We start from the raw sequence: 19,771 nt of genomic DNA on the forward strand, positions 1-19,771 counted from the left end.
AAGCCCGTGAGCGAGCACGTCCCCTCGCAGCGTCAGCTGGAGCGCGAGCGCGTCCGCAGGTCGCGGGCGCGCCGCTCGGCCTCGATCGCGACGGCCTCGACGATCGTGTTCATCGTCCTGGTCGCCGTCCTGGCCACGAACTCGCCCGGCTGGCCCCGGGTCCGGGAGGCGTTCTTCTCTCCCGAGTGGTTCGTCGCCGCGCTGCCCAAGGTGCTGGAAGGGTTCCTGCTCAACGTCAAGATGTTCCTGATCGCCGAGCCGCTGATCCTGATCGTCGGGCTGCTGGTGGCGCTGGCCAGGGGCATCACCGCGCCCGCGTTCTTCCCGATCAGGGCCCTGGCCACGCTCTACACCGACGTCTTCCGCGGCGTGCCGACGCTCCTGGTCATCTACCTCGTCGGGTTCGGGCTGCCCGCGCTGCGGTTGCAGGGCATCCCGACCGACCTGGCGACGCTGGGCGTGATCGCGCTGACGCTGTCGTACGGCGCGTACGTGGCCGAGGTGTTCCGCTCCGGCATCGAGTCGGTGCATCCGAGCCAGATCGCCGCCGCCCGCTCGCTGGGCCTGAGCCACTTCAAGGCCATGCGGTTCGTGGTGCTTCCGCAGGCCACCCGCCGGGTCGTGCCGCCGCTGCTCAACGACTTCGTCTCGCTGCAGAAGGACACGGCGCTGGTGGCCACCATCGGGCCGCTGGAGGCGCTCAGGCAGGCGCAGATCATCGTCCAGAGCAAGTTCAACTACACCCCCTACCTGGTCGCCTCGCTGGTGTTCATCCTGCTCACGATCCCGATGGCCAGGTTCACCGACCATCTGGCCGCCCGTACGCGCAGGAGGCGTGGCGCATGAGCCTGCTGACCATCGAAGGGGTGTGGAAGAACTTCCACGGCCACAGCGTGCTGCGCGGGATCGACCTTGAGGTGCAGCCGCACGAGGTCGTCAGCCTGATCGGCGCGTCCGGGTCGGGCAAGTCCACCCTCCTGCGCTGCGTGAACCTGCTGGAGACCGTGGACGACGGCGCCATCCACCTCGACGGCCAGGAGATCACCGACCCCCGCGTGGACGTCGACGACGTGCGCAAGCGGCTCGGCATCGTCTTCCAGGCGTTCAACCTGTTCCCGCACATGAGCGTGCTCGACAACATCACGCTCGCGCCCCGGCGGGTGCTCAGGACGTCCAAGGAACAGGCCGAGGAGCAGGCGCACGAGCTGCTGGCCAGGTTCGGGCTGGCGGCCAAGGCCGGCGCGTACCCCGACCAGCTCTCGGGCGGGCAGCAGCAGCGGGTGGCGGTCATCAGGGCGCTGGCCATGCAGCCCAGGCTGATGCTGCTCGACGAGGTCACCTCGGCGCTCGACCCCCAGCTGGTGGTGGAGGTGCTGGGGATCGTCAGGGAGCTCAAGGAGTCGGGGATGACGATGATCCTCACGACCCACGAGATGAGCTTCTGCCGCGACATCTCCGACACCGTGTGCTTCCTCGACGGCGGGGTGCTGGTGGAGAAGGGCCCGCCGGAGAAGATCTTCGCCGCGCCGGAGCAGCCGCGCACCAGGGAGTTCCTGCGCAGCGTGCTCGAATCCGGACGCCTCTAGCGGCGGTGGCGGCCCCGGCCGGGTTCGGCCGGGGCCTCCCGCGGGGCGGCCAGCAGGCTGTTGCGGCGGCCGTACAGGAGGTAGACCAGCAGGCCGAAGGCCATCCACAGGACGAACCACGCCCAGGTGAGCAGGCGCAGGTTGAGCATCAGCCACAGCGTGGCGACCAGCGACAGCGCGGGCAGCAGCGGCGAGAGCGGCACGCGGAAGCCGCGTTCCAGGTGCGGCATGCGCCGCCGCATCACGATCACGCCCGCCGCCACGAACAGGAACGCGAACAACGTCCCGATGACGACCAGTTCCTGCATGGTGAGCACCGGGACGAACTCGGCAAGCACGATCGCGATGCACCCGATCACCAGCGTCACCCGCGACGGCGTGTGGTACTTGCGGCTGACCGTGGCCAGGCCGCGCGGGATCAGCCCGTCGCGGGCCATCGAGAACAGCACCCGCGTCTGACCCACGATCAGCACCAGGATCACGGTGGTCAGCCCGAGCACCGCCCCCGCGTCGATGACGTGCACCATCCAGTCCACGCCCACGGCCCGGAACGCGCTGGACAGCGGCGCGTCCCCGCTGATCTTCGTGTACGACACCATGCCCACCATGACCAGCGCGACCGCCAGATAGATGACCGTGGCGATCACCAGGCTGCGGATCATGCCCTTGGGCACGGACTTCGGCGCGTTGACGCTCTCCTCGGCCGAGGTCGCGACGATGTCGAAGCCGATGTAGGCGAACGCGATCGCCGAGGCCGCGGCGAAGACGCCGAACCAGCCGAAGGCCATGCCGTGCCCGGCGAAGACCTCGATGACGGTCTGCGGGCGGACGGGCAGGGCCTTGGGCTCGACGTAGAAGTCGCCGTAGTTGGCCACGTCGATGTGGGTCAGGCCCACGACGATGACCGCCCCGATGGCCAGCAGCTTGGCCGACACCATGATCCACAGTGCCCGGAGCCCCACCCGCGCGCCGAGGGCCACGATGCCCGTGAGCAGCACCAGGATGACCAGGACGAGCACGTCGTCCACGCCTTGCGGCACCCGTACGCCGAAGTCGGCGACCGCCTTGACCGCGATGGACGCCCACGCCCTGGCCACCACCGCGGCGGCGAACTGCAGCTCCAGGATCAGCGCCCAGCCGATGATCCAGGCCCAGACCTCGCCGAAGATGACGTACGTGAAGGTGTAGGCGCTGCCCGACGTCGGCATCGTGGACGACAGCTCGGCGTAGCACAGGCAGGCGAGCAGGCACGCGATACCGGCGATCATGAACGAGAGGATCACGCCGGGACCGGCCATGGTGTGGGCCTGCTCGCCGGCGATGCTGAAGATGCCGGCGCCGATGATCACACCGAGACCGAGAACGACGAGGTCGGCCGGGCGGTAGACCTCGGACAGGCTGTGCCGGGCGCCGGTGCGTAACCCGGTCGCCTCTGACGGTGGCAGTCGTCGAAGAATCGTGGACACGGAACACCCCGCTCAGGGAACTCGCCCACTCTGTCTCACCACTTGGACAACGGCAAGCACAGGACGATTACGGTGACCCGGCGTCCGGGCGTCCGAAGCGGTAATGCGGCCGGTCGGATCGGCTACGCGCCGGTCACCAGCCAGGCCGTGCCGGCCGCGCGCCGCCCGAGGGTGATCAACCGGGCGATCATCCACACCCCGAGCGCGCACCAGAGCGCGACCACGCCGAACCCGGCGGCCAGGAACGCCGCCGGCAGGTACGCCAGCGTCGTCCACACCCCGGCCCAGGCCAGGTAGCGCTGGTCGCCCGCGCCGATGAGCACGCCGTCGAGCACGAACACCACGCCGCAGATCGGCTGGAACAGCGCGACCGGCCACAACACGGCCAGCAGCTCGCCGGTCACGGCCGGGTCGGCGCCGAACAGCCCGGGCAGCAGCGGCCTGGCCGCCACGACCACCACGCCGAGCGCCAGGCCCGACCACAGGCCCCACTGCATCATCCGCCTGGTCGCGGCCCTGGTGGCGACCGTGTCACCGGCGCCCAGCGAGCGTCCGGTGATGGCCTGGCCGGCGATCGCGATCGCGTCCAGGGCGAAGGCCATCAGGTTCCACACCTGGCCGGCGATGGCGTACGCGGCCAGTTCGGCCTGGCCCATCCTGGTGGCGACCACCGTGCCCACGATGAGCACGATCCGCAGGCAGACCGTACGGATGAGCAGGGCGAAACCGGCCGTACCGGCCTGCCGGACGCCCGCCAGGTCGGGCAGGAGCGGCGTGCCGAGCCGTCGCGCGCCCCGGACCACCACGACCAGGTAGACGGCCGCGCCCAGCGTCTGGGCCAGCGTGGTGCCCCAGGCGGACCCGGCGATGCCCCAATCCAGCCCGAGCACGAACCAGGCGTTCAGCGCCGCGTTCAGCGCGAACGAGCCCACGGCCACCACCAGCGGCGTGACGGTGTCCTGAAGGCCGCGCAGCACCCCGGTGCCGGCCAGCACGACCAGCATGCCGGGCGCGCCGAGCAGGCTGATCCGCAGGTACGTCACGGCCAGCGCGGCCTGGTCGGGACCGGCGCCGAACAGGTCCACCATGGCCGGCGCGAGCGGCCAGCCCAGGGCGATGAGCGCGACGCCGATGGCCAGGGCGAGCCAGATGCCGTCCACGCCGTTGCGCATGGCCCGCCCGTGGTTGCCGGCGCCGCTCTGCCGCGCCACGGACGCCGTCGTGCCGTACGCCAGGAAGACGCAGAGGTTCACCAGCGTCGCCAGGACGGCCCCCGCCACGCCCAGCGCGCCCACCGCCGTGGTGCCGAGGCCGTGGCCGACGATGGCGTAGTCGGCGAGCAGGAAGAGCGGCTCGGCGACCAGCGCGCCGAACGCGGGCAGCGCGAGCCGCAGAATCTCCCGGTCCCGGGGTGTAATGGGCATTTGTCTATTATGGCCATTACACGGCGTGTCGGGCCAACTTTCTTTCCTCCACAGTCGGTGGACACTGTTTGCCCAGGTCAGACGATGATCGGTGCATATCCGAAAGAGTTATCCCCAGGCTCGTCCACAGAGCTTTCACACCCTGGGCGCGATAGTGCACAGCTCACCCACAGCGTTGTCCACAGGCCGCGTTGCCCTCACGCGCCGAACGAGCGAAACTGTCACACCGGTCGGCTACAAGTGGGGGTGGCGACCGCCTGCGAGGTTGTTCGAGGGGGCGCGGTGAGCATTGACGAAGAGGGCGGCGGAGGCCCCGGTTTCGAGCGCACCCCGCCGCACAACATCGAGGCCGAGCAGTCGGTGCTCGGCGGCATGCTGCTGTCGAAGGACGCCATCGCCGACGTCGTCGAGATCCTGCGGTCCGACGACTTCTACCGGCCCGCCCACCAGATGGTCTACGACGTCATCACCGACCTCTACGGCCGCGGCGAGCCCGCCGACGCCGTCACCGTCTTCGACGAGCTGCAGAAACGCGGCGAGATGGCCCGGGTGGGCGGCGCAGCCTACCTGCACACGCTCACGGCGGTCGTCCCCACGGCCGCCAACGCCGGCTACTACGCCAAGATCGTGCGCGAGCAGGCGATCCTGCGCCGCCTCATCGAGGCCGGCACCCGCATCGTCTCCTTCGGCTACGGCGGCCAGAACGAGGAGGTCGACGACCTCGTCGACCGCGCCCAGGCGGAGATCTACAAGGTCACCGAGCGCCGCACGTCGGAAGACTACGCGCCGCTGGCCGACATCATGCCGGGCGCCCTCGACGAACTGGAGGCCATCGGCAGCCGCGGCGGCCAGATGGTCGGCGTCCCGACCGGCTTCCAGGACCTCGACCAGCTCACCAACGGCCTCCACCCAGGCCAGATGATCGTCGTGGCCGCCCGCCCGGCCATCGGCAAAAGTACCCTTGGTCTAGATTTCGCACGTTCTGCGGCGATCAAGCATGGAATGACCACCGTCATCTTCTCGCTGGAGATGTCCCGTAACGAGATCACCATGCGTCTGCTGTCCGCCGAGGCCAGGGTCGCCCTGCACGCCATGCGCTCGGGCATGATGGGCGACGACGACTGGACGCGCCTCGCGCGCAGGATGAGCGAGGTGGCCGAGGCGCCGCTGTTCATCGACGACTCGCCCAACATGTCGATGATGGAGATCCGGGCCAAGTGCCGGCGCCTCAAACAGCGCAACGACCTGCGGTTCGTGGTCATCGACTACCTCCAGCTCATGAGCTCGCCGAAGAAGACCGAGAGCCGCCAGAACGAGGTCTCGGAGATCTCCCGTGCGATCAAGCTGCTGGCCAAGGAGCTGGAGGTGCCGGTCATCGCGATCTCCCAGCTCAACCGAGGCCCCGAGCAGCGTACGGACAAGCGCCCCGCGGTCAGCGACCTTCGCGAGTCGGGCTGCCTGACCGCCGCCACCCGCATCCTGCGCGCCGACACCGGCGCCGAGGTCTCGATCGGCGAACTGCTGGAGAGCGGCGCGCGCGACATCCCGGTGTGGTCGCTCGACGAACGGCTGCGGCTCGTGCCGCGCACGATGACACACGCCTTCCCGAGCGGGATCAAGGAGGTCTTCCGCCTGCGTCTGCGCTCCGGCCGTGAGATCGAGGCCACCGCGAACCACCCCTTCCTGACCTACGACGGCTGGCGGCCGCTGGGTGAGCTGACCACCGGGTCCCGGCTGGCGGTCCCACGCCACGTTCCGGCCCCGCAGGGCCTCCAGGAGTGGCCGGAGGCGGAGATCGTGCTGCTCGCGCACATGATCGGCGACGGCTCCTTCGTCAAGCGTCAGCCGATCCGCTACGCGAGCACGGACGAGGCCTGCCTGACGGCGGTGACGCGGGCGGCCGAGCACTTCGGGATCAGTGCCGTCCGCGATGAGTACGCTGCCGCACGGGTCACCACCTTGAGGTTGCCGGCTCCCCACCGGCTGACTCACGGCAGGCGCAACCCCGTCGCCGCCTGGCTGGACGGCTTGGGGCTCTTCGGGTTGCGGAGCCATGAGAAGTTCGTCCCTGATGGAGTCTTCTCCCTGCCCAAGAAGCAGATCGCGCTGTTCCTGCGGCACCTGTGGGCCACCGATGGCTGTGTGTGGTGGGACGCGAAGAGCGGTCAGTCGAGGATCTACTACGCCTCGACGAGCCGCAGGCTGGTCGACGACGTGGCTCGGCTGCTCCTCCGGTTCAACGTGATGACCCGCGTGAAGGAGGTGCGGAAGGACGGCCACAGGCCCGGATACCAGTTGGTCGTCTACGGTGCCGAGAACCAGCTGCGGTTCCTGGACGAGGTGGGCGTGCACGGCGAGCGGTCGGCGCAGGCGGACGCGTCCGCGGGCCGGCTGCGGGAGATCAAGGGCAACACCAATCTGGACACGGTTCCCCGCGAGATCTGGGACCGCGTGCGCGGCGTGCTGTCGGAGCGCGGCATGACTCACCGGGAGTTCTCCGCCCGGCTCGGCACCCAGTTCTGCGGCAGCACGTTGTGGAAGCACGCGCCGAGCCGGGAACGTCTGGGCAAGGTGGCTTCGATCCTCGACGACGCCGACATGGAGATGCTGGCGACGAACGACGTGTTCTGGGACGAGGTCGCATCGATCGAGAGCCTGGGCGATCAGCCGGTGTTCGACGCCACGGTCCTCGGCACGCACAACTTCGTCGCCAACGGCATCGCGGTGCACAACAGCATCGAACAGGACGCCGACATGGTCATCCTGTTGCATCGCGAGGACGCCTACGAGCGGGAGTCCCCCCGGGCCGGTGAGGCCGACCTGATCGTGGCCAAGCACCGTAACGGCCCCACCGCCACGGTGACCGTGGCCTTCCAGGGTCACTACAGCCGTTTCGTGGACATGGCTCAGCACTGAGACGTGAAAGCCCGGTCAAGGTGTGACAAACCAGACAGCGCGGAGGGGATGGCGATCGATCATCGGGGCGCTTTACCCGATGACTGAAGCAAAGGGGAGAACGCCATGACCATCCTGATCGCCTACGACGGCTCGGCCGACTCGCGCAGCGCCATCGAGTTCGCCGCCAAGCACCTGGCCGCCCAGCCGACCGTCGTCGTCACCGTGTGGGAGCCGCTGCTCGTGCAGCTCAGGAAGCACCCGCTGGCGGCGGGGGCGATCTCCCCCGAGACCGAGACCGAGGGGCAGGCCCAGGCCGAGTACTACGCCAAGGAAGGCGCCGAACTGGCCACCGCCGCCGGGCTGCCCGAGGTGAGCTACCGCGCGGTCGCCGACAACGAGTCGATCTGGAAGACGATCGTCGACGTGGCCGACGAGCTCGACGCCTCGCTCATCGTGACCGGTTCGCGTGGCCTGGCGGGGGTCAGGTCGGTGCTGCTCGGCAGCGTGTCCAACCATGTGCTGCACCACGCCCACCGGCCGACGCTCATCGTTCCGCCGGTTGCGCAGCCGAAGGCGTGACGCAGCAGACCTTGGGCGGGGACAGCCGGGTGTCCATGCGACGGGCGCCCGGTCCCTCCTCGCCGAGCCGGTCGCGGGGGTTGGCCACCGGGCACCGGTCGAGCGACAGGCAGCCGCAGCCGATGCAGTCGGTCAGGTCGTCGCGCAGCCGCTGAAGCTGTTCGATGCGGTCGTCGAGCTCGCCGCGCCAGGCGGCCGACAGCCTGGCCCAGTCCTCCCGGTTGGGGGTGCGCCCGTCGGGCAGCTCGGAGAGCGCGTCCTTGATGGTGGCGAGGGGGATGCCGAGGCGTTGGGAGAGCCGGATGAAGGCGACTCTGCGCAGCGTGTCGCGGTGGTAGCGGCGCTGGTTGCCGGCCGTGCGGCGGCTGGCGATGAGCCCCTTGGTCTCGTAGAAGTGCAGCGCGGAGACGGCCACGCCGCTGCGCTCGGCGAGCTGTCCGACCGTCAGTTCTCTGCTGTTCCAGGCGACCATTCCTGAAGCTTACTTGAGGGTTCGTTCGAAGAACGTCTCCAGCACGACGACGGTCTGGGTGCCGGTCACGCCGTCCACCTCGAAGATCTGGCGCAGGACCTCCTGGAGCTCCTTGGTGCTGGACGTGCGCACCTTGAGCAGCAGCGACGCGGGCCCGGCGATGACGTGGGCCTCCTCGACGGCGGGGATCCGCGCCAGCAGGCCGGCGCTGTCGCCCATCCAGCTCGCGCCGTCCACCAGCACGTAGGCGGTCACCGTGCGGCCGAGGGCGTCCTGGTCCACCTCGATCGTGGTACGCCTGATCACGCCGCGCTCGCGCAGCTTGCGTACGCGTTCGTGCGCGGCCCCGCTGGACAGCCCCACCGCCTTGCCGAGCGCGGCGTACGACTGCGTGGCGTCCTCCAGCAGTAGCCCGATCAGTGTCCTGTCGATCTCATCCATGACCGAATGGTATCTGGTGAAATGTGCCGATGGTCGAATGCCGTATGGTGGCCGCCATGGACACGATCCCCACCGAGTTCGAGGTTCTGGACGAGCGTTTCGCCACGATCGGCGGCGACGACCGGATCGAACGCCTTTACACCGGCACCCGTTGGGCCGAGGGCCCGGTCTACTTCCCGGCCGGCCGCTTCCTGGTCTGGAGCGACATCCCCAACGAGCGCATGCTGCGCTGGGACGAGATGACCGGCGCCGTCGGCCCGTTCCGGCAGCCGTCCGGCTACACCAACGGCAACACCCTCGACCGCGAGGGCCGGTTGATCTCGTGCGAGCAGGGCAACCGCCGCGTCACCCGCACCGAGCCCGACGGCTCGATCACCGTCATCGCCGACCGCTGGCAGGGCAAGCGCCTCAACAGCCCCAACGACGCGGTCGTGCGCTCCGACGGCTCGGTCTGGTTCACCGACCCTCCGTACGGCATCACCAGCAACTACGAGGGCGTCGTGGCCGAGCAGGAGATCGACGGCTGCCACGTCTACCGCGCCGACCCGGTGACCGGCGAGGTGCGGGTGGTGGCCGACGACTTCGTCCGCCCCAACGGCCTGGCCTTCTCCCTCGACGAGAAGCTCCTGTACGTCGCCGACACCAGGGCCAGGCACCTGCGCGTCTTCGAGGTGCGCGAGGACGGCACGCTGTCGGGCGGCCGGGTCTTCGCCGAGGGCACCCAGGCCGACAACTTCGACGGCATGCGCCTCGACGACACCGGCCGCGTCTGGGCCGCGGCCGGCAAGGCGCTGCTCTGCCACGACCCCGACGGCACCCTGATCGGCCGGCTCAGGCTGCCGGAGTTCACGGCGAACCTGGTGTTCGGCGGGCTGAAGAGGAATCGGCTGTTCATCGCCTCCTCCTCTTCGCTCTACTCCCTGATGACCAACGTCACCGGCGCCCGCCCGGTCTGGGCCCGCCGCTGACGTCCCTACTCCCACCGGAACAGCCGCACGGCCAGGCCCCCGAACACCGCCAGCCCCGCGGCCATCACCACCAGGTGCAGGAGCTGGGGGCTCTGCCCCGCCCAGGTGTCCTTGAGCGCCTGGGCGAACGGCCCGGCCACGGAGAAGTCGCTGACCTTGCGCAGGGCGTCCGGCATCATCTCGCGCGGCAGCCACATGCCGCCGACGAACATGAGCGGGAACATCACCGCCGACCCGATCCCCGAGGCCGCCTTCCCGTTGGGCGCCAGCGCCGCGATCACCAGGCCGATGGCCATCAGCGCGGCGGTGCCGAGCAGGAAGACCAGCACGAACCCGAGCCACTGCCTGGGCGCCGACGTGCCGAACGCCGCCATCCCGGCCACGATCAGCACGACCGTGGACACGGCCCCGACGGTCAGGTTGACCAGGAGCTGGACGGTCAGCAGCCGTCCTGGATGCACCGGCGTGGTGGACATGCGCCTGAGCACGCCCTGCTCCCGGTAGCCGGCCAGCACGGTGGGCAGCACGCTGCAGGCCAGCGTCAGCAGCGCGAGCAGGGTCATCATGGCCGGCATGTGCGCGTCCACCGACCGCAGACCGGAGGCGTCGGGCTTGGTCATGTCCGGCACGCTGAGCCCCAGCACCAGCAGCAGGCCGACCGGCAACCCGATGGTGAAGATCATGAACGGCCAGTCGCGCAGGTGCAGCTTGGCCTCCACGAGCAGGATCTTCCTCATGACAACTTCCTTCCGGTGAGCGCGAGGAACGCGTCGTCCAGGGTCGCCTGCTCGATGCGCAGGTCGGCCGGGATGATCTGGTGCTGCGCCAGGGCCAGCGTGACCACGTGGGCGAGGTTGCCGGTGCCGGACACCGAGACCTGACCGCCGTGCCGGACGACCTCGCGCACCTCGGGCAGCGCCAGCAGCACGGCGTCGTCCAGCGGGCCGGAGGGGCGGAACCGTACGTGCTGCTCGGCCCCCACCTGGGCGATCAGGCCGGCGGGCGTGTCGGTGGCCACCACCTTGCCCGCGTCGATGAGCGCGAGCCGGTCGCAGAGCCGCTCGGCCTCCTCCATGAAGTGGGTGACCAGCACGATCGTCACGCCCGAGTCGCGCACCTGCTCGATCAGCTCCCAGGTGTCCCTGCGGGCCTGCGGGTCGAGGCCGGTGGTCAGCTCGTCGAGCACCGCCACCCGCGGCCGGCCCACCAGCGCCAGCGCGACCGACAGCCGCTGCCGCTGGCCGCCGGAGAGGCTCTTGAAGGCGGCGTCCCGCTTGTGCGCCAGGCCGACGTGTTCGAGCAGTTCCCGCCAGTCGGCCGGGTCGGGGTAGAAGGAGGCGTACAGGTCCAGGGCCTCCCACACCTTGATCTTCTCCGGCAGCGCGGCGCTCTGCAGCTGCATGCCGAGCACCTGGCGCAGCTCGTCCCGGTCGCGCCGCGGGTCCAGGCCCGCCACGCGTACGGTGCCGCCGTCCGCCGGGCGCATGCCCGCCACGCACTCCACGGTCGTGGTCTTGCCGGCGCCGTTGGGACCCAGGATGCCGAAGATCTCGCCCTCGGCGACCTCGAAAGACACGTCGTCCACCGCGAGGTGGTTCGGATACTGCTTGCGCAGGTTCCGCACTTCGATCACCTTCATGGCATCGACGCTAGGAGCTGCGGGTTTTCCGGGGAATCTCGGTAGATGCCGAGCAAGGGTGTATCTAGGTGCAATGTCCCCGGCGGCGATGGTGGCGCAGACTGGGGGCATGCTTCAACGGTTCGGGCAGGTCGCGGTCTTGTTCGCGCTGCTGCTGGTCGAGGTGGCGCTGATCCCCTTGGCCGGCGCCATGATCATGCTGTCGTTCGCGCTGGGGATGGTCTTCTTCTTCCCGTGGCAGGCCAGGCTGGTCAGGCGGGCGGCCGAGCAGCACCGGCGCCTGCTGCGCGCCTGGACCGGCGTCGAGATCGAGGCGCCCTACCTGCCCGAGCCGCCGCCGCCGGTCCCCATGGCCGACGGCCTCTACCGCGTCGACCGCACGCTGTACAAGTCGCCGCGCATGCCGGCCTGGAACGACCGGTTCAAGTGGCTGCTCACCGACCCGGCGACCTGGCGCGACACGCTCTGGCTGACGCTCGACCCGATCGTCAAGATCGGCCTGCTGCCGCTGTTCGTCCTGCTCCCGGCGCGCGGCCTGCGTCTGTACGCCCTCACCGTCCGCCTGCTGCTCGGCGCCACCTCCGCCAGCCGCCTGGCCGTCCAGATCACCCATCTGCGGCAGGTGCGCAACCTCGCCGCCGACTCCCAGGCCGCCGAGATGCGCAGGATCGAACGCGACCTGCACGACGGCACCCAGGCCCGCCTGGTGGCCATCGGCATGACGCTGGGCGCGGTCGAGCAGCTCATCGACGACAACCCGGCCGCCGCCAAGGCCCTGCTGGCCAAGACCAGGGACGCCTCCGCCGAGACCCTGACCGAGCTGCGTACCGTCATCCGCGGCATCCACCCGCCGGTGCTGGCCGAACGCGGCCTCGCCGACGCCGTACGCGCCCTGGCCATGGACAGCCCGCTGCGCGTCAAGGTGGACGTCGAGCTGCCCCACCGCCTGGAACCCCCGGTGGAGGCGGCGGCCTACTTCGCGATCAGCGAACTGCTCGCCAACGCGGCCCGGCACAGCGGCGCCGAGTCGGTGGCCATCGACATCAGCGTCAACGGCGCGGCCCTGCGCGTCACCGTCAGCGACGACGGCATGGGCGGCGCCGACCCGGCCAAGGGCAGCGGCCTGACCGGCATCGAACGCCGCCTGGCCGCCTTCGACGGCGTGCTGGCCCTGCACAGCCCGCCGGGCGGCCCCACCACCGTCACCCTGGACATCCCGCACGTCCTGCCCGAGCAGGCCGACCAGGCGAAGCTGCCTCCCAAGAAGGCCGCCACCATCGCCGTCCTGTACGGCACGGCCTGGTGCCCGCTCTTCCCCCAGGGCCTCGTCACGGCCGTCTTCAAGGCGTTCCACATCGACGAGCGGAGCTGGTTCCTGGCCCTCTACCTGCCCGAGCCCCTGCAGTGGCCGGTGATCGTGGCCAACATCGCCCTCGGCACGCTCATGTACATTGCGGCCATGCGCATCCGGCTCGTCCACAACAGAAGCCTCGTACTCGGCCGCGTCGGCGGTCTGGGGCCCTGCTGATGAAGCGGGTGCTCGTCGCCGAAGACCTGTACCTGCTCAGAGACGGCCTGGTCCACCTGCTGCAGGCGCACGGCTTCACGGTCGTCGCCGCCGTCGAGAGCGGGCCGGAGCTGCTGAAGGGCCTGCTGGAGCTGCGTCCCGACGTCTCGGTCGTCGACGTACGGCTGCCGCCCACGTTCACCGACGAGGGCCTGCAGGCCGCGCTGGCCGCCCGCGCGCAGATTCCAGGGCTGCCCGTTCTGGTGCTGTCGCAGCACGTCGAGCAGCTCTACGCCCGCGAGCTGCTGGCCGACGGCTCGGGCGGCATCGGCTACCTGCTGAAGGACCGGGTGTTCAACGCGGAGCAGTTCGTCGACGCCGTGCGCAGGGTGGCCGAAGGCGGCACCGCGATGGACCCCGAGGTGATCGCCAAGCTGCTGGCCAGCAACGCCAGGAACGAGCCGCTGGCCGCGCTCACGCCCCGCGAGCGCGAGGTGCTGGAGGCCATGGCGGAGGGCCGCTCCAACGCCGCGATCTCCCAGCGGCTCTTCCTCAGCGAGAGCGCCGTCGCCAAGCACACGGCCGGCATCTTCGCCAAGCTCGGCCTGGCCCCCTCCGACGACGACAACCGCCGCGTCCTCGCCGTGCTCGCCTACCTGAACAGCCGCGCCTGACGCCCTTCCGGTCCCACCAGGCCCATTGTGCACAGGGCGCCCAACCGTGCCCGGACACAGCCGGAGTTGTCGGTGGGAGCGGCTATTTTCATAGAGGCACGGCGCGACGAAAGGGTGGATCCTCGTGAAGATCCGGGTTAACCGCGATGTACTGGCAGATGCGGTGGCATGGGCCGCCAGAGTCCTGCCCAGCCGCCCGGTGGTGCCCGTGCTCTCCGGGTTGCTGCTGGAGGCGGGCGACGAGCTGAGCCTGTCCGCCTTCGACTACGACGTCTCCGCGCGCGCCCTGGTCGACGCCGACATCGTCGAGTCCGGGAGCGTGCTCATCCCCGGCCGGCTGCTCGCCGAGATCAGCCGCAGCCTGCCGGCCGAAGACGTCGAGATCGTCACCGAAGGCGCCGAGGCCGTGCTGACCTGCGGAAGCGCCGAGTTCGGGCTGATCACGATGCCGGTCGAGGACTTCCCGGCCCTGCCGACGATGCCCCCGAGCATCGGCGCGATCGGCGGCGGCGTGTTCGCCTCCGCGGTGAGCCAGGTCGCGCCCGCCGCCAGCCGCGACGACACGCTGCCGATGCTCACCGGCATCCGGGTCGACATCGAGGGCGAGTCCGTGGCGATGGCCTCCACCGACCGCTACCGCATCGCCGCCCGCGACTTCACCTGGCGTCCGGCCACGCCCGACGTCGCCGTCTCGGCCATGGTGCCGGCGAAGGTGCTGGTCGAGGTGGCCAAGTCGCTGCGCGGCGGCGAGGTGTCGGTCGCGATGGGCGACGGCGTGGCCGGGTTCGAGAGCGTCGGCCGCAGCACCACCGTGCGCCTGCTCGACGAGCAGTTCATCGACTACCGGGCCAGGCTGACCTCCGACTGGTCGATCAGGGCCGACGTCGCGGTGACTCCGTTCGTCAACGCGATCAAGCGGGTGGCCCTGGTCGCCGAGCGCAACACCGCGATCCGGCTGTCGTTCACGCAGGGCCAGGTGCTGATCCAGGCGGGCGGCGGCGACATCGGGCGCGGCACCGAGGTGGTCCCCTGCGAGCTGCGCGGCGACGACATCCAGATCGCCTTCCAGTCGCAGTTCCTGCTCGACGGCCTGACCGGCATCGAGGGCGAGCTGGCCAGGATCAACATGGAGTCGCCGACCAGGCCCGCCCTCATCCAGGACGTGCCGGGCGACGCCCAGCCCGCCTTCCGCTACCTCGTCATGTCGTTGCGCCTGACCTGAGCGGCCGTCACTCCGCCGCGAGCGTCTGCCGCTCGGCGACCAGCTTGAAGACCCTCTTGAACTCCGCGTACGCCTGCTCGCCCACGGCCCGTGCGTGCGCGGCCTCCATCTCGGCGATGATCGCGTCCGACTTCACCATGTGGTCCAGCGCCTTGTCCGTCGGCACGATCAGCTTGGCCCGCCGGTCGGCCGGGTCGGGCTGCCGCTCCACGTAGCCGAGCGCGACCAGCTCGTCCACCAGCGTGCCGATCACCTGCTTGTGCTGCCCCGACTGCGCGGCCAGGTCGGTCGCCCTGCTGCCCTCCTCGTCCAGGTAGGCCAGCACGGCGCCGTGCCGCGGCCGCAGCCCCGGATGGCCCTGCTCGGCCAGCTTGGCGAACAGGTCGCGCTGCAGGGCGAAGAGCGTGCGCCCCGCCAGGACCCCGAGATCTGGTTCGTCCTGCTTGCGATGACTCCTGCGCACGTGCGGCCCTCCAATTAGTCACTGATTTTGACTGTCACTGATTCTTACTATATCGTCATGCCATGACCACGACGGTGGAACTCACCAGATTCAGAGTGTCCCCGGAACGCGCCGGCCAGTTGCTGGCGGCCCGTCCGGGCATGCTCGCCGACTTCGCGGCCGACCGCGCCGGATTCCTCGGCGCCCGGCTGGTCCGCCTGTCCGACGACGAGTGGCTGGACATCGTCGACTGGCGCTCGGGCGACGACTTCGCCGCCTCCCGTGCCAAGGGCGCGAACCTGCCCGGCATCCAGCAGTTCTTCGACCTGATCGACGAGTTGATCTCTGCAGAAGAGGGGACATTGCGATGACCATCCTGATCACCGGTGCCACCGGCACCGTCTCCGGGGCCGTGCTGAAGTCGCTGGGCGACCTGAGCGACGTGCGCGTCCTGGTGCGCGACGCGGCCAAGGCCCCCGAGGGCGTCGAGGTGGCCGTCGGCGACCTCGACCAGCCTGCCACGCTCGACGCCGCCTTCGAGGGGGTCGACACCCTGTGGCTGCTGACCGCCATGGGCCCCCAGGCGCCCCATGCGAGCATGAACGCCCTGTGGGCGGCCCGGAAGGCGGGGGTGCGTCACGTCGTGCGCCTGTCGGCCATCGGAGCCGCGCACGACGCCCCCACGCGCAACGGCCGCCTGCACGCGCTCTCCGACGTCGAGCTGGCCGCCTCGGGCCTCGACTGGACCGTCATCCGCCCGGCCTTCTTCATGCAGAACCTGCTCGGCTCGGTGGCCGGCGACACCCTCTACGGCGGCACGGGCGAGGGCCGGATCGGGCTGATCGACGTCCGCGACATCGGTGACTTCGCCGCCGTGGTGCTGCGCGACCCGGCGCCGCACAAGGGCCGCACCTACACCCTCACGGGCCCGGCCAGCATCTCGATGGGGGAGGCGGCCACCGCCCTGACCGAGGTCTACGGCACGCCGATCGCCTACCAGCCCGTCGCCCCCGACGACGCCTACCGCTCGATGCTCGACGCCGGCCTGCGCGAATGGGACGCGGCCGTCACCAGGGAATACCTCACGGCGTACGCCGCGAACTGGGGCGACCTCACGACGACGGCCTTCACCGACGTGACCGGCCGCCCGGGCCGCAGCTTCACCGAGTTCGCCAAGGACCATGCGGCCGAGCTGCGCCCCGCCGCATGAGGGCCGGTCAGGAGTCGGTGAGGGCGATGAGGATGTGCTCCATGCACGCGTGCCCGGCCCGCTCGGCCGCGGTGGCGTCGCCGGCGGCGATGGCGCGGGCGATGGCGTCGTGCGGGATGTAGCTCTTGTTGAACGACGTGCCCGCGGCCGTGATGCTGGCCCGCAGAGCCGCCGAGAAGTCCTCGTAGAGGTCGATGAGCACGAGATTGTGGGTGGCGTGCGCGACCGCCATGTGGAAGGCGAGGTCGGCCTCGACGAAGAAGTCGGGGTCGTCCAGCTCCCAGGCGCGGTCGCGTTCGGCCAGCGCGGCCTCGATGCGGCGGATGTCCTCGTCGGTGCGGCGGGTCGCGGCCAGCCGGGCGGACTCGACCTCCAGCGCGCGCCGCACCTCAAGGATCTCCAGCTGCTCGGCCTGGCGCAGCCGGCGCAGCATCGCCCCGGACAGCTCACTGGTCGCCCGGACGTAAGTGCCGTCCCCCTGACGGCACTCGAGCAGCCCGGCGTGCGTCAACGCGCGCACGGCCTCGCGAACGGTGTTGCGTCCCACTCCGAGCTGCTCGGCGAGCACGGTCTCGGTGGGGATCTTGCCGTTCATCTGCCACGACCCTGAGGTGATCTGCTCCTTGAGCTGATCGATCACCTGGTCGACGAGCGAAGCCCGCTGCGCCGTACGCAGACTCACAGTCCGCCTCCTCCGGGGAAACCAATCATCCTATGAGTCAATGACTGGTCGACCCTAATTATTCCAGACTCAAAAGTCCAAATCTGGAGCTCCCGGAGGTTCAGTGCGCGACCGTGGCCTCGACCGTCACCCCTGCCAACGCGGAGCGAACTCCGGCAGCTTCAAGGGCTTTACGATATGCGGCGGTCTGCTGTGCTCTTGCCCCGACCCTCCCGTAAAGGTCACCCAGCTCGCGCCAGCAGCGGGCGGCCTGCCTGTCGGACCCGAACACCGGACGGTCGAGCGAGTCGAGCAGTTCGTGCGCGGTACGGAGCTGCGTCGTGGCACTGCCGTCGAGGTCGAGCGCGACGGTGGCGAGCACCAGGTTCGCCTCGGCCGGCGTGGTGCCCGAACCGTCGTGGGCCAGCCCCAGCGCCGTGGTGGCCAGCTCGGCGGCACCCGCCTGGTCGCCAGCCCGCAGCCGCACCCGAGCGTGCGCGACCAGGCTCTCGCCGTGCTCGCGGACGCTGCCGGGGGAGGACGCGAACGCCCGCGACGCGGCGGCGGCCAGCCGCTCGGCCTCGTCGAGCGGCGCGGTGACCAGCCTGGACCAGTGCATGGCCGCCCGCGCGAGCTGCAGCGCGAGCCGGGACTGACGACCGGCCATGATGGCGTCGTCGGCCAGGCGCACGGCCAGCGCGGAGTCCTCACCGGCGGCGGCGGCGGTGCTCGCCTGCCACAGGGCGTGGATCTCCTCGGAACGGTCCATAACTTCAGGAACGCCGCTGTTGTCCAGCACCCGCTTGACGTACTCAAGCTCGGGGGAGTCGCCCTGACGCTCGCTGCGCGCCTCGACCAGAGCGGTGGCCAGGTCGACCGCGATCTCGCCCTGCGAGATGGACAGCCGCTCGGCCTGCTCCAGCGCGGCCGCGGCCAGGTCGCGGGCCCTCAGCCGGTCGCCGGCTCGCTGGTAGCAGCGGCTCAGCGCGATCGTGAGCGGCAGGTCGGCCAGCCGCTCGGGATGCGCGGCGGCCTCCCTGCGCAGCCGTTCGAACGCCTCGACGGCCTGGCCGAGACGCCCCTGGACCTCCAGCGCACGGGCCCGGCCGAAGCGGGCGTGCGCGGTGAGCATGGCGTTCTCCTCGTCGGCCGCCTTCACGATCTCCGTGAAGCGGTCGGCCGCCACCGCGGGGTCGCCGTGCTGAAGCTCCAGCTCGGCATGGCGAAGACCCAGCTCGGTGTCGATGCGCTGTCGCGGCTCGATGCCGTGCAGGAGGAACTCGGTGGTGCATCCCAGCCGCTCGGCGAGGAGGCGGGCCACGACAGGAGTCGGCGTACGCTTGCCCGACTCGATGAGCGAGACATAACTGTCAGACAGGTCGGGTCCGGCCAGCTGGGCCTGAGACATCCGCCTGTTCAGCCGCAGTCCACGGACGCGGTCACCGATGGTTCCCTGACTCGGCATCTCATCTCTCAAGGCGGGGAAGGGTCAACAACACGCAATGATTGCATGAAGTAGCCGAATCTGGTATCCCCGCGTGAAGAATTTGCCGCGCGGAGATTAATCGTCGCTGTCGTCCTTGCTGGGGAAAAGCATCTGGCAGACCTCCAGGTAGAGGGTCTCCGGATACGGAATGTACTCGACCGTTGACAGAGCCTGGTCCTGACCAGCGGACTCGAGGATGAACTCGCCGTAACCGAGCATGCGGCCCAGGAGAGATCGCTGGAAGCTCATGTCGGTGACCTTGCCGAGCGGCATCATCGCGACCTTGCGCGTGATCAACCCGGTGGTGAGCAACATCCGCTTGGACGTCACCACAAAGTAATCGACCGACCACTCCGCGACTTTCCACACGAAACGCACGAGCAGCAGCAGCCACAGCCACCACACCACGACGAGCGCCGTGCCGCCGGACTCCCCTCCACCGAAGAACTTGCTGAGGAGCCCGGCGATGACCAGGCCGCCGAAGACCTCGGCGACCGGGCGCAGCAGCACGGCGGGATGACGCCGCACCATGATGACCTGTTGTTCGTTGGGGAGGAGGTAGCGGTTGACCGACGACGGAGCAGAGTCCCCGTGGGTCACCAGTCTCATGCGAGGTTGTTCACAAATTGGGCCAGAGAGTCGGCCGCGTTGAACACCGTGTCGAACGCCCCCTTCACCGCGTCTGCGGCATCAGCTGGTCGTGCGAACAGGTAGTACGCCACAAATGCGATCCCACTGTATGTGAGGACTTTTTTGACCTGCACTGTCGCCTCCGTGCCACTAACCCACTCCACCCGCCGTATACATTACCCACCCGGTAGCCGGGGTAAAGGTAACTTGGCGGGTTAGTTTTGATCTTGCTTAGCCACGTTCGCTGGCGACCAGCGCCAGGACGTGAAGGTGCTTCCGGGCGATGCGCTCCACAAGGCTCGGATGCGCATAGCCGGTGACCTCCAGCGCGCCGTAGTGCGCTGCTTCCACACAGCGGGTTACGGTGGTGGAGGAATGCACGCCGGCGAACTCGTCGCGCAGCGCGGCCTCGACCTCCGCGTACGGGGTCGGGTCGGCCTCGGTGTGCTCGCTCATGCGCCCTCCT

21 protein-coding genes are annotated in these 19,771 nt (G+C 69.8%); 10 read left to right on the forward strand and 11 right to left on the reverse strand.

Going from position 1 to position 19,771, the window contains the following annotated elements:
- Nucleotides 1-6 precede the first annotated feature (6 nt).
- Nucleotides 7-846: an amino acid ABC transporter permease gene (locus tag ACWEJ6_RS14100; protein ID WP_452423859.1), complete on the forward strand. Its 840-nt coding sequence runs from the start codon at nucleotides 7-9 to the stop codon at nucleotides 844-846.
- Nucleotides 843-1,586, forward strand: a complete 744-nt coding sequence (locus ACWEJ6_RS14105) for an amino acid ABC transporter ATP-binding protein (RefSeq protein WP_364333025.1) — start codon at nucleotides 843-845, stop codon at nucleotides 1,584-1,586. Before ACWEJ6_RS14100 ends, ACWEJ6_RS14105 begins: the two co-directional genes overlap by 4 nt.
- Here ACWEJ6_RS14105 and ACWEJ6_RS14110 read toward each other — a convergent pair.
- Both ACWEJ6_RS14110 and ACWEJ6_RS14115 read right to left on the reverse strand, forming a co-directional pair.
- Complete coding sequence (locus ACWEJ6_RS14110) at nucleotides 1,583-3,052, reverse strand: APC family permease (protein WP_452423862.1); 1,470 nt, start codon at nucleotides 3,050-3,052, stop codon at nucleotides 1,583-1,585. The genes ACWEJ6_RS14105 and ACWEJ6_RS14110 overlap by 4 nt on opposite strands.
- Nucleotides 3,053-3,174: 122 nt before the next feature.
- Nucleotides 3,175-4,476, reverse strand: a complete 1,302-nt coding sequence (locus tag ACWEJ6_RS14115) for an MATE family efflux transporter (protein WP_387671758.1) — start codon at nucleotides 4,474-4,476, stop codon at nucleotides 3,175-3,177.
- Between the two features lie 282 nt (nucleotides 4,477-4,758).
- On the opposite strand from ACWEJ6_RS14115, the gene ACWEJ6_RS14120 reads away from it, so the two are divergent.
- The gene (locus tag ACWEJ6_RS14120) at nucleotides 4,759-7,392 is read left to right on the forward strand and encodes a replicative DNA helicase (protein ID WP_452423865.1); all 2,634 of its coding nucleotides are present in this window, start codon (nucleotides 4,759-4,761) and stop codon (nucleotides 7,390-7,392) included.
- Between the two features lie 105 nt (nucleotides 7,393-7,497).
- Entirely contained in the window at nucleotides 7,498-7,953 is a 456-nt protein-coding gene (locus ACWEJ6_RS14125) for a universal stress protein (protein ID WP_387671756.1), read from the forward strand.
- Here the strand turns inward: ACWEJ6_RS14125 and soxR are convergent.
- Together soxR and ACWEJ6_RS14135 are read right to left on the reverse strand one after the other, a co-directional pair.
- Nucleotides 7,919-8,425 carry a redox-sensitive transcriptional activator SoxR gene (gene soxR / locus ACWEJ6_RS14130; protein WP_352362238.1) on the reverse strand — a complete coding sequence of 169 codons (507 nt, stop codon included), beginning with the start codon at nucleotides 8,423-8,425 and terminating at the stop codon, nucleotides 7,919-7,921. The genes ACWEJ6_RS14125 and soxR overlap by 35 nt on opposite strands.
- Nucleotides 8,426-8,434: 9 nt before the next feature.
- Nucleotides 8,435-8,866, reverse strand: coding sequence for an Lrp/AsnC family transcriptional regulator (locus ACWEJ6_RS14135; RefSeq protein ID WP_452423868.1), 432 nt, complete (start codon nucleotides 8,864-8,866; stop codon nucleotides 8,435-8,437).
- A gap of 56 nt (nucleotides 8,867-8,922) precedes the next feature.
- Between ACWEJ6_RS14135 and ACWEJ6_RS14140 the strand changes: the two genes are divergently transcribed.
- The gene (locus ACWEJ6_RS14140) at nucleotides 8,923-9,834 is read left to right on the forward strand and encodes an SMP-30/gluconolactonase/LRE family protein (protein ID WP_387671752.1); all 912 of its coding nucleotides are present in this window, start codon (nucleotides 8,923-8,925) and stop codon (nucleotides 9,832-9,834) included.
- Nucleotides 9,835-9,839: 5 nt separating this feature from the next.
- On the opposite strand, the gene ACWEJ6_RS14145 is transcribed toward ACWEJ6_RS14140, so the two are convergent.
- On the reverse strand, nucleotides 9,840-10,571 hold the full coding sequence (locus ACWEJ6_RS14145; protein WP_358291255.1) for an ABC transporter permease: 732 nt from the start codon (nucleotides 10,569-10,571) through the stop codon (nucleotides 9,840-9,842).
- Complete coding sequence (locus ACWEJ6_RS14150) at nucleotides 10,568-11,473, reverse strand: ABC transporter ATP-binding protein (protein WP_352362232.1); 906 nt, start codon at nucleotides 11,471-11,473, stop codon at nucleotides 10,568-10,570. Before ACWEJ6_RS14150 ends, ACWEJ6_RS14145 begins: the two co-directional genes overlap by 4 nt.
- A 109-nt stretch (nucleotides 11,474-11,582) precedes the next feature.
- Between ACWEJ6_RS14150 and ACWEJ6_RS14155 the strand changes: the two genes are divergently transcribed.
- The 3 genes from ACWEJ6_RS14155 (at nucleotide 11,583) to dnaN (ending at nucleotide 14,876) form a co-directional block, all read left to right on the forward strand.
- The gene (locus ACWEJ6_RS14155) at nucleotides 11,583-13,001 is read left to right on the forward strand and encodes a sensor histidine kinase (protein ID WP_452423870.1); all 1,419 of its coding nucleotides are present in this window, start codon (nucleotides 11,583-11,585) and stop codon (nucleotides 12,999-13,001) included.
- On the forward strand, nucleotides 13,001-13,654 hold the full coding sequence (locus ACWEJ6_RS14160; RefSeq protein ID WP_352362228.1) for a response regulator transcription factor: 654 nt from the start codon (nucleotides 13,001-13,003) through the stop codon (nucleotides 13,652-13,654). The genes ACWEJ6_RS14155 and ACWEJ6_RS14160 overlap by 1 nt, the downstream gene beginning before the upstream one ends.
- 124 nt (nucleotides 13,655-13,778) lie before the next feature.
- Nucleotides 13,779-14,876 carry a DNA polymerase III subunit beta gene (gene dnaN, locus ACWEJ6_RS14165; RefSeq protein ID WP_452423872.1) on the forward strand — a complete coding sequence of 366 codons (1,098 nt, stop codon included), beginning with the start codon at nucleotides 13,779-13,781 and terminating at the stop codon, nucleotides 14,874-14,876.
- 7 nt (nucleotides 14,877-14,883) lie between these two features.
- On the opposite strand, the gene ACWEJ6_RS14170 is transcribed toward dnaN, so the two are convergent.
- Nucleotides 14,884-15,339, reverse strand: a complete 456-nt coding sequence (locus ACWEJ6_RS14170) for a MarR family winged helix-turn-helix transcriptional regulator (RefSeq protein ID WP_358291265.1) — start codon at nucleotides 15,337-15,339, stop codon at nucleotides 14,884-14,886.
- Between the two features lie 62 nt (nucleotides 15,340-15,401).
- Here ACWEJ6_RS14170 and ACWEJ6_RS14175 point away from each other — a divergent pair, with 62 nt between their 5' ends.
- Both ACWEJ6_RS14175 and ACWEJ6_RS14180 read left to right on the forward strand, forming a co-directional pair.
- Nucleotides 15,402-15,689: an antibiotic biosynthesis monooxygenase gene (locus ACWEJ6_RS14175; protein WP_387671743.1), complete on the forward strand. Its 288-nt coding sequence runs from the start codon at nucleotides 15,402-15,404 to the stop codon at nucleotides 15,687-15,689.
- Nucleotides 15,686-16,528: an SDR family oxidoreductase gene (locus ACWEJ6_RS14180; protein ID WP_452423875.1), complete on the forward strand. Its 843-nt coding sequence runs from the start codon at nucleotides 15,686-15,688 to the stop codon at nucleotides 16,526-16,528. Before ACWEJ6_RS14175 ends, ACWEJ6_RS14180 begins: the two co-directional genes overlap by 4 nt.
- Nucleotides 16,529-16,535: 7 nt before the next feature.
- Here the strand turns inward: ACWEJ6_RS14180 and ACWEJ6_RS14185 are convergent, their stop codons facing one another.
- The 4 genes from ACWEJ6_RS14185 to ACWEJ6_RS14200 form a co-directional block, all read right to left on the reverse strand.
- A complete protein-coding gene (locus ACWEJ6_RS14185; protein WP_352318450.1) occupies nucleotides 16,536-17,210 on the reverse strand; it encodes a FadR/GntR family transcriptional regulator in 675 nt (224 codons plus the stop codon).
- A gap of 100 nt (nucleotides 17,211-17,310) precedes the next feature.
- Nucleotides 17,311-18,654, reverse strand: coding sequence for a helix-turn-helix domain-containing protein (locus ACWEJ6_RS14190; RefSeq protein WP_452423877.1), 1,344 nt, complete (start codon nucleotides 18,652-18,654; stop codon nucleotides 17,311-17,313).
- Between the two features lie 96 nt (nucleotides 18,655-18,750).
- Nucleotides 18,751-19,284 carry a PH domain-containing protein gene (locus ACWEJ6_RS14195; RefSeq protein ID WP_352318446.1) on the reverse strand — a complete coding sequence of 178 codons (534 nt, stop codon included), beginning with the start codon at nucleotides 19,282-19,284 and terminating at the stop codon, nucleotides 18,751-18,753.
- Nucleotides 19,285-19,536: 252 nt separating this feature from the next.
- Complete coding sequence (locus ACWEJ6_RS14200) at nucleotides 19,537-19,761, reverse strand: hypothetical protein (protein WP_352318442.1); 225 nt, start codon at nucleotides 19,759-19,761, stop codon at nucleotides 19,537-19,539.
- Nucleotides 19,762-19,771: the final 10 nt, after the last annotated feature.

This window comes from Nonomuraea sp. NPDC004702 (genome assembly GCF_053601695.1).

Bases quoted from the DNA above. Each gene is read 5' to 3' on its own strand.
- ACWEJ6_RS14180 (WP_452423875.1), top strand. From the start codon at position 15,686: ATGACCATCCTGATCACCGGTGCCACCGGCACCGTCTCCGGGGCCGTG.
- ACWEJ6_RS14150 (WP_352362232.1), bottom strand. From the start codon at position 11,473: ATGAAGGTGATCGAAGTGCGGAACCTGCGCAAGCAGTATCCGAACCAC.
- ACWEJ6_RS14160 (WP_352362228.1), top strand. From the start codon at position 13,001: ATGAAGCGGGTGCTCGTCGCCGAAGACCTGTACCTGCTCAGAGACGGC.
- ACWEJ6_RS14175 (WP_387671743.1), top strand. From the start codon at position 15,402: ATGACCACGACGGTGGAACTCACCAGATTCAGAGTGTCCCCGGAACGC.
- ACWEJ6_RS14115 (WP_387671758.1), bottom strand. From the start codon at position 4,476: ATGCCCATTACACCCCGGGACCGGGAGATTCTGCGGCTCGCGCTGCCC.
- ACWEJ6_RS14140 (WP_387671752.1), top strand. From the start codon at position 8,923: ATGGACACGATCCCCACCGAGTTCGAGGTTCTGGACGAGCGTTTCGCC.
- ACWEJ6_RS14155 (WP_452423870.1), top strand. From the start codon at position 11,583: ATGCTTCAACGGTTCGGGCAGGTCGCGGTCTTGTTCGCGCTGCTGCTG.
- ACWEJ6_RS14195 (WP_352318446.1), bottom strand. From the start codon at position 19,284: ATGAGACTGGTGACCCACGGGGACTCTGCTCCGTCGTCGGTCAACCGC.
- ACWEJ6_RS14145 (WP_358291255.1), bottom strand. From the start codon at position 10,571: ATGAGGAAGATCCTGCTCGTGGAGGCCAAGCTGCACCTGCGCGACTGG.
- ACWEJ6_RS14135 (WP_452423868.1), bottom strand. From the start codon at position 8,866: ATGGATGAGATCGACAGGACACTGATCGGGCTACTGCTGGAGGACGCC.
- ACWEJ6_RS14190 (WP_452423877.1), bottom strand. From the start codon at position 18,654: ATGCCGAGTCAGGGAACCATCGGTGACCGCGTCCGTGGACTGCGGCTG.
- soxR (WP_352362238.1), bottom strand. From the start codon at position 8,425: ATGGTCGCCTGGAACAGCAGAGAACTGACGGTCGGACAGCTCGCCGAG.
- ACWEJ6_RS14105 (WP_364333025.1), top strand. From the start codon at position 843: ATGAGCCTGCTGACCATCGAAGGGGTGTGGAAGAACTTCCACGGCCAC.
- ACWEJ6_RS14200 (WP_352318442.1), bottom strand. From the start codon at position 19,761: ATGAGCGAGCACACCGAGGCCGACCCGACCCCGTACGCGGAGGTCGAG.
- ACWEJ6_RS14125 (WP_387671756.1), top strand. From the start codon at position 7,498: ATGACCATCCTGATCGCCTACGACGGCTCGGCCGACTCGCGCAGCGCC.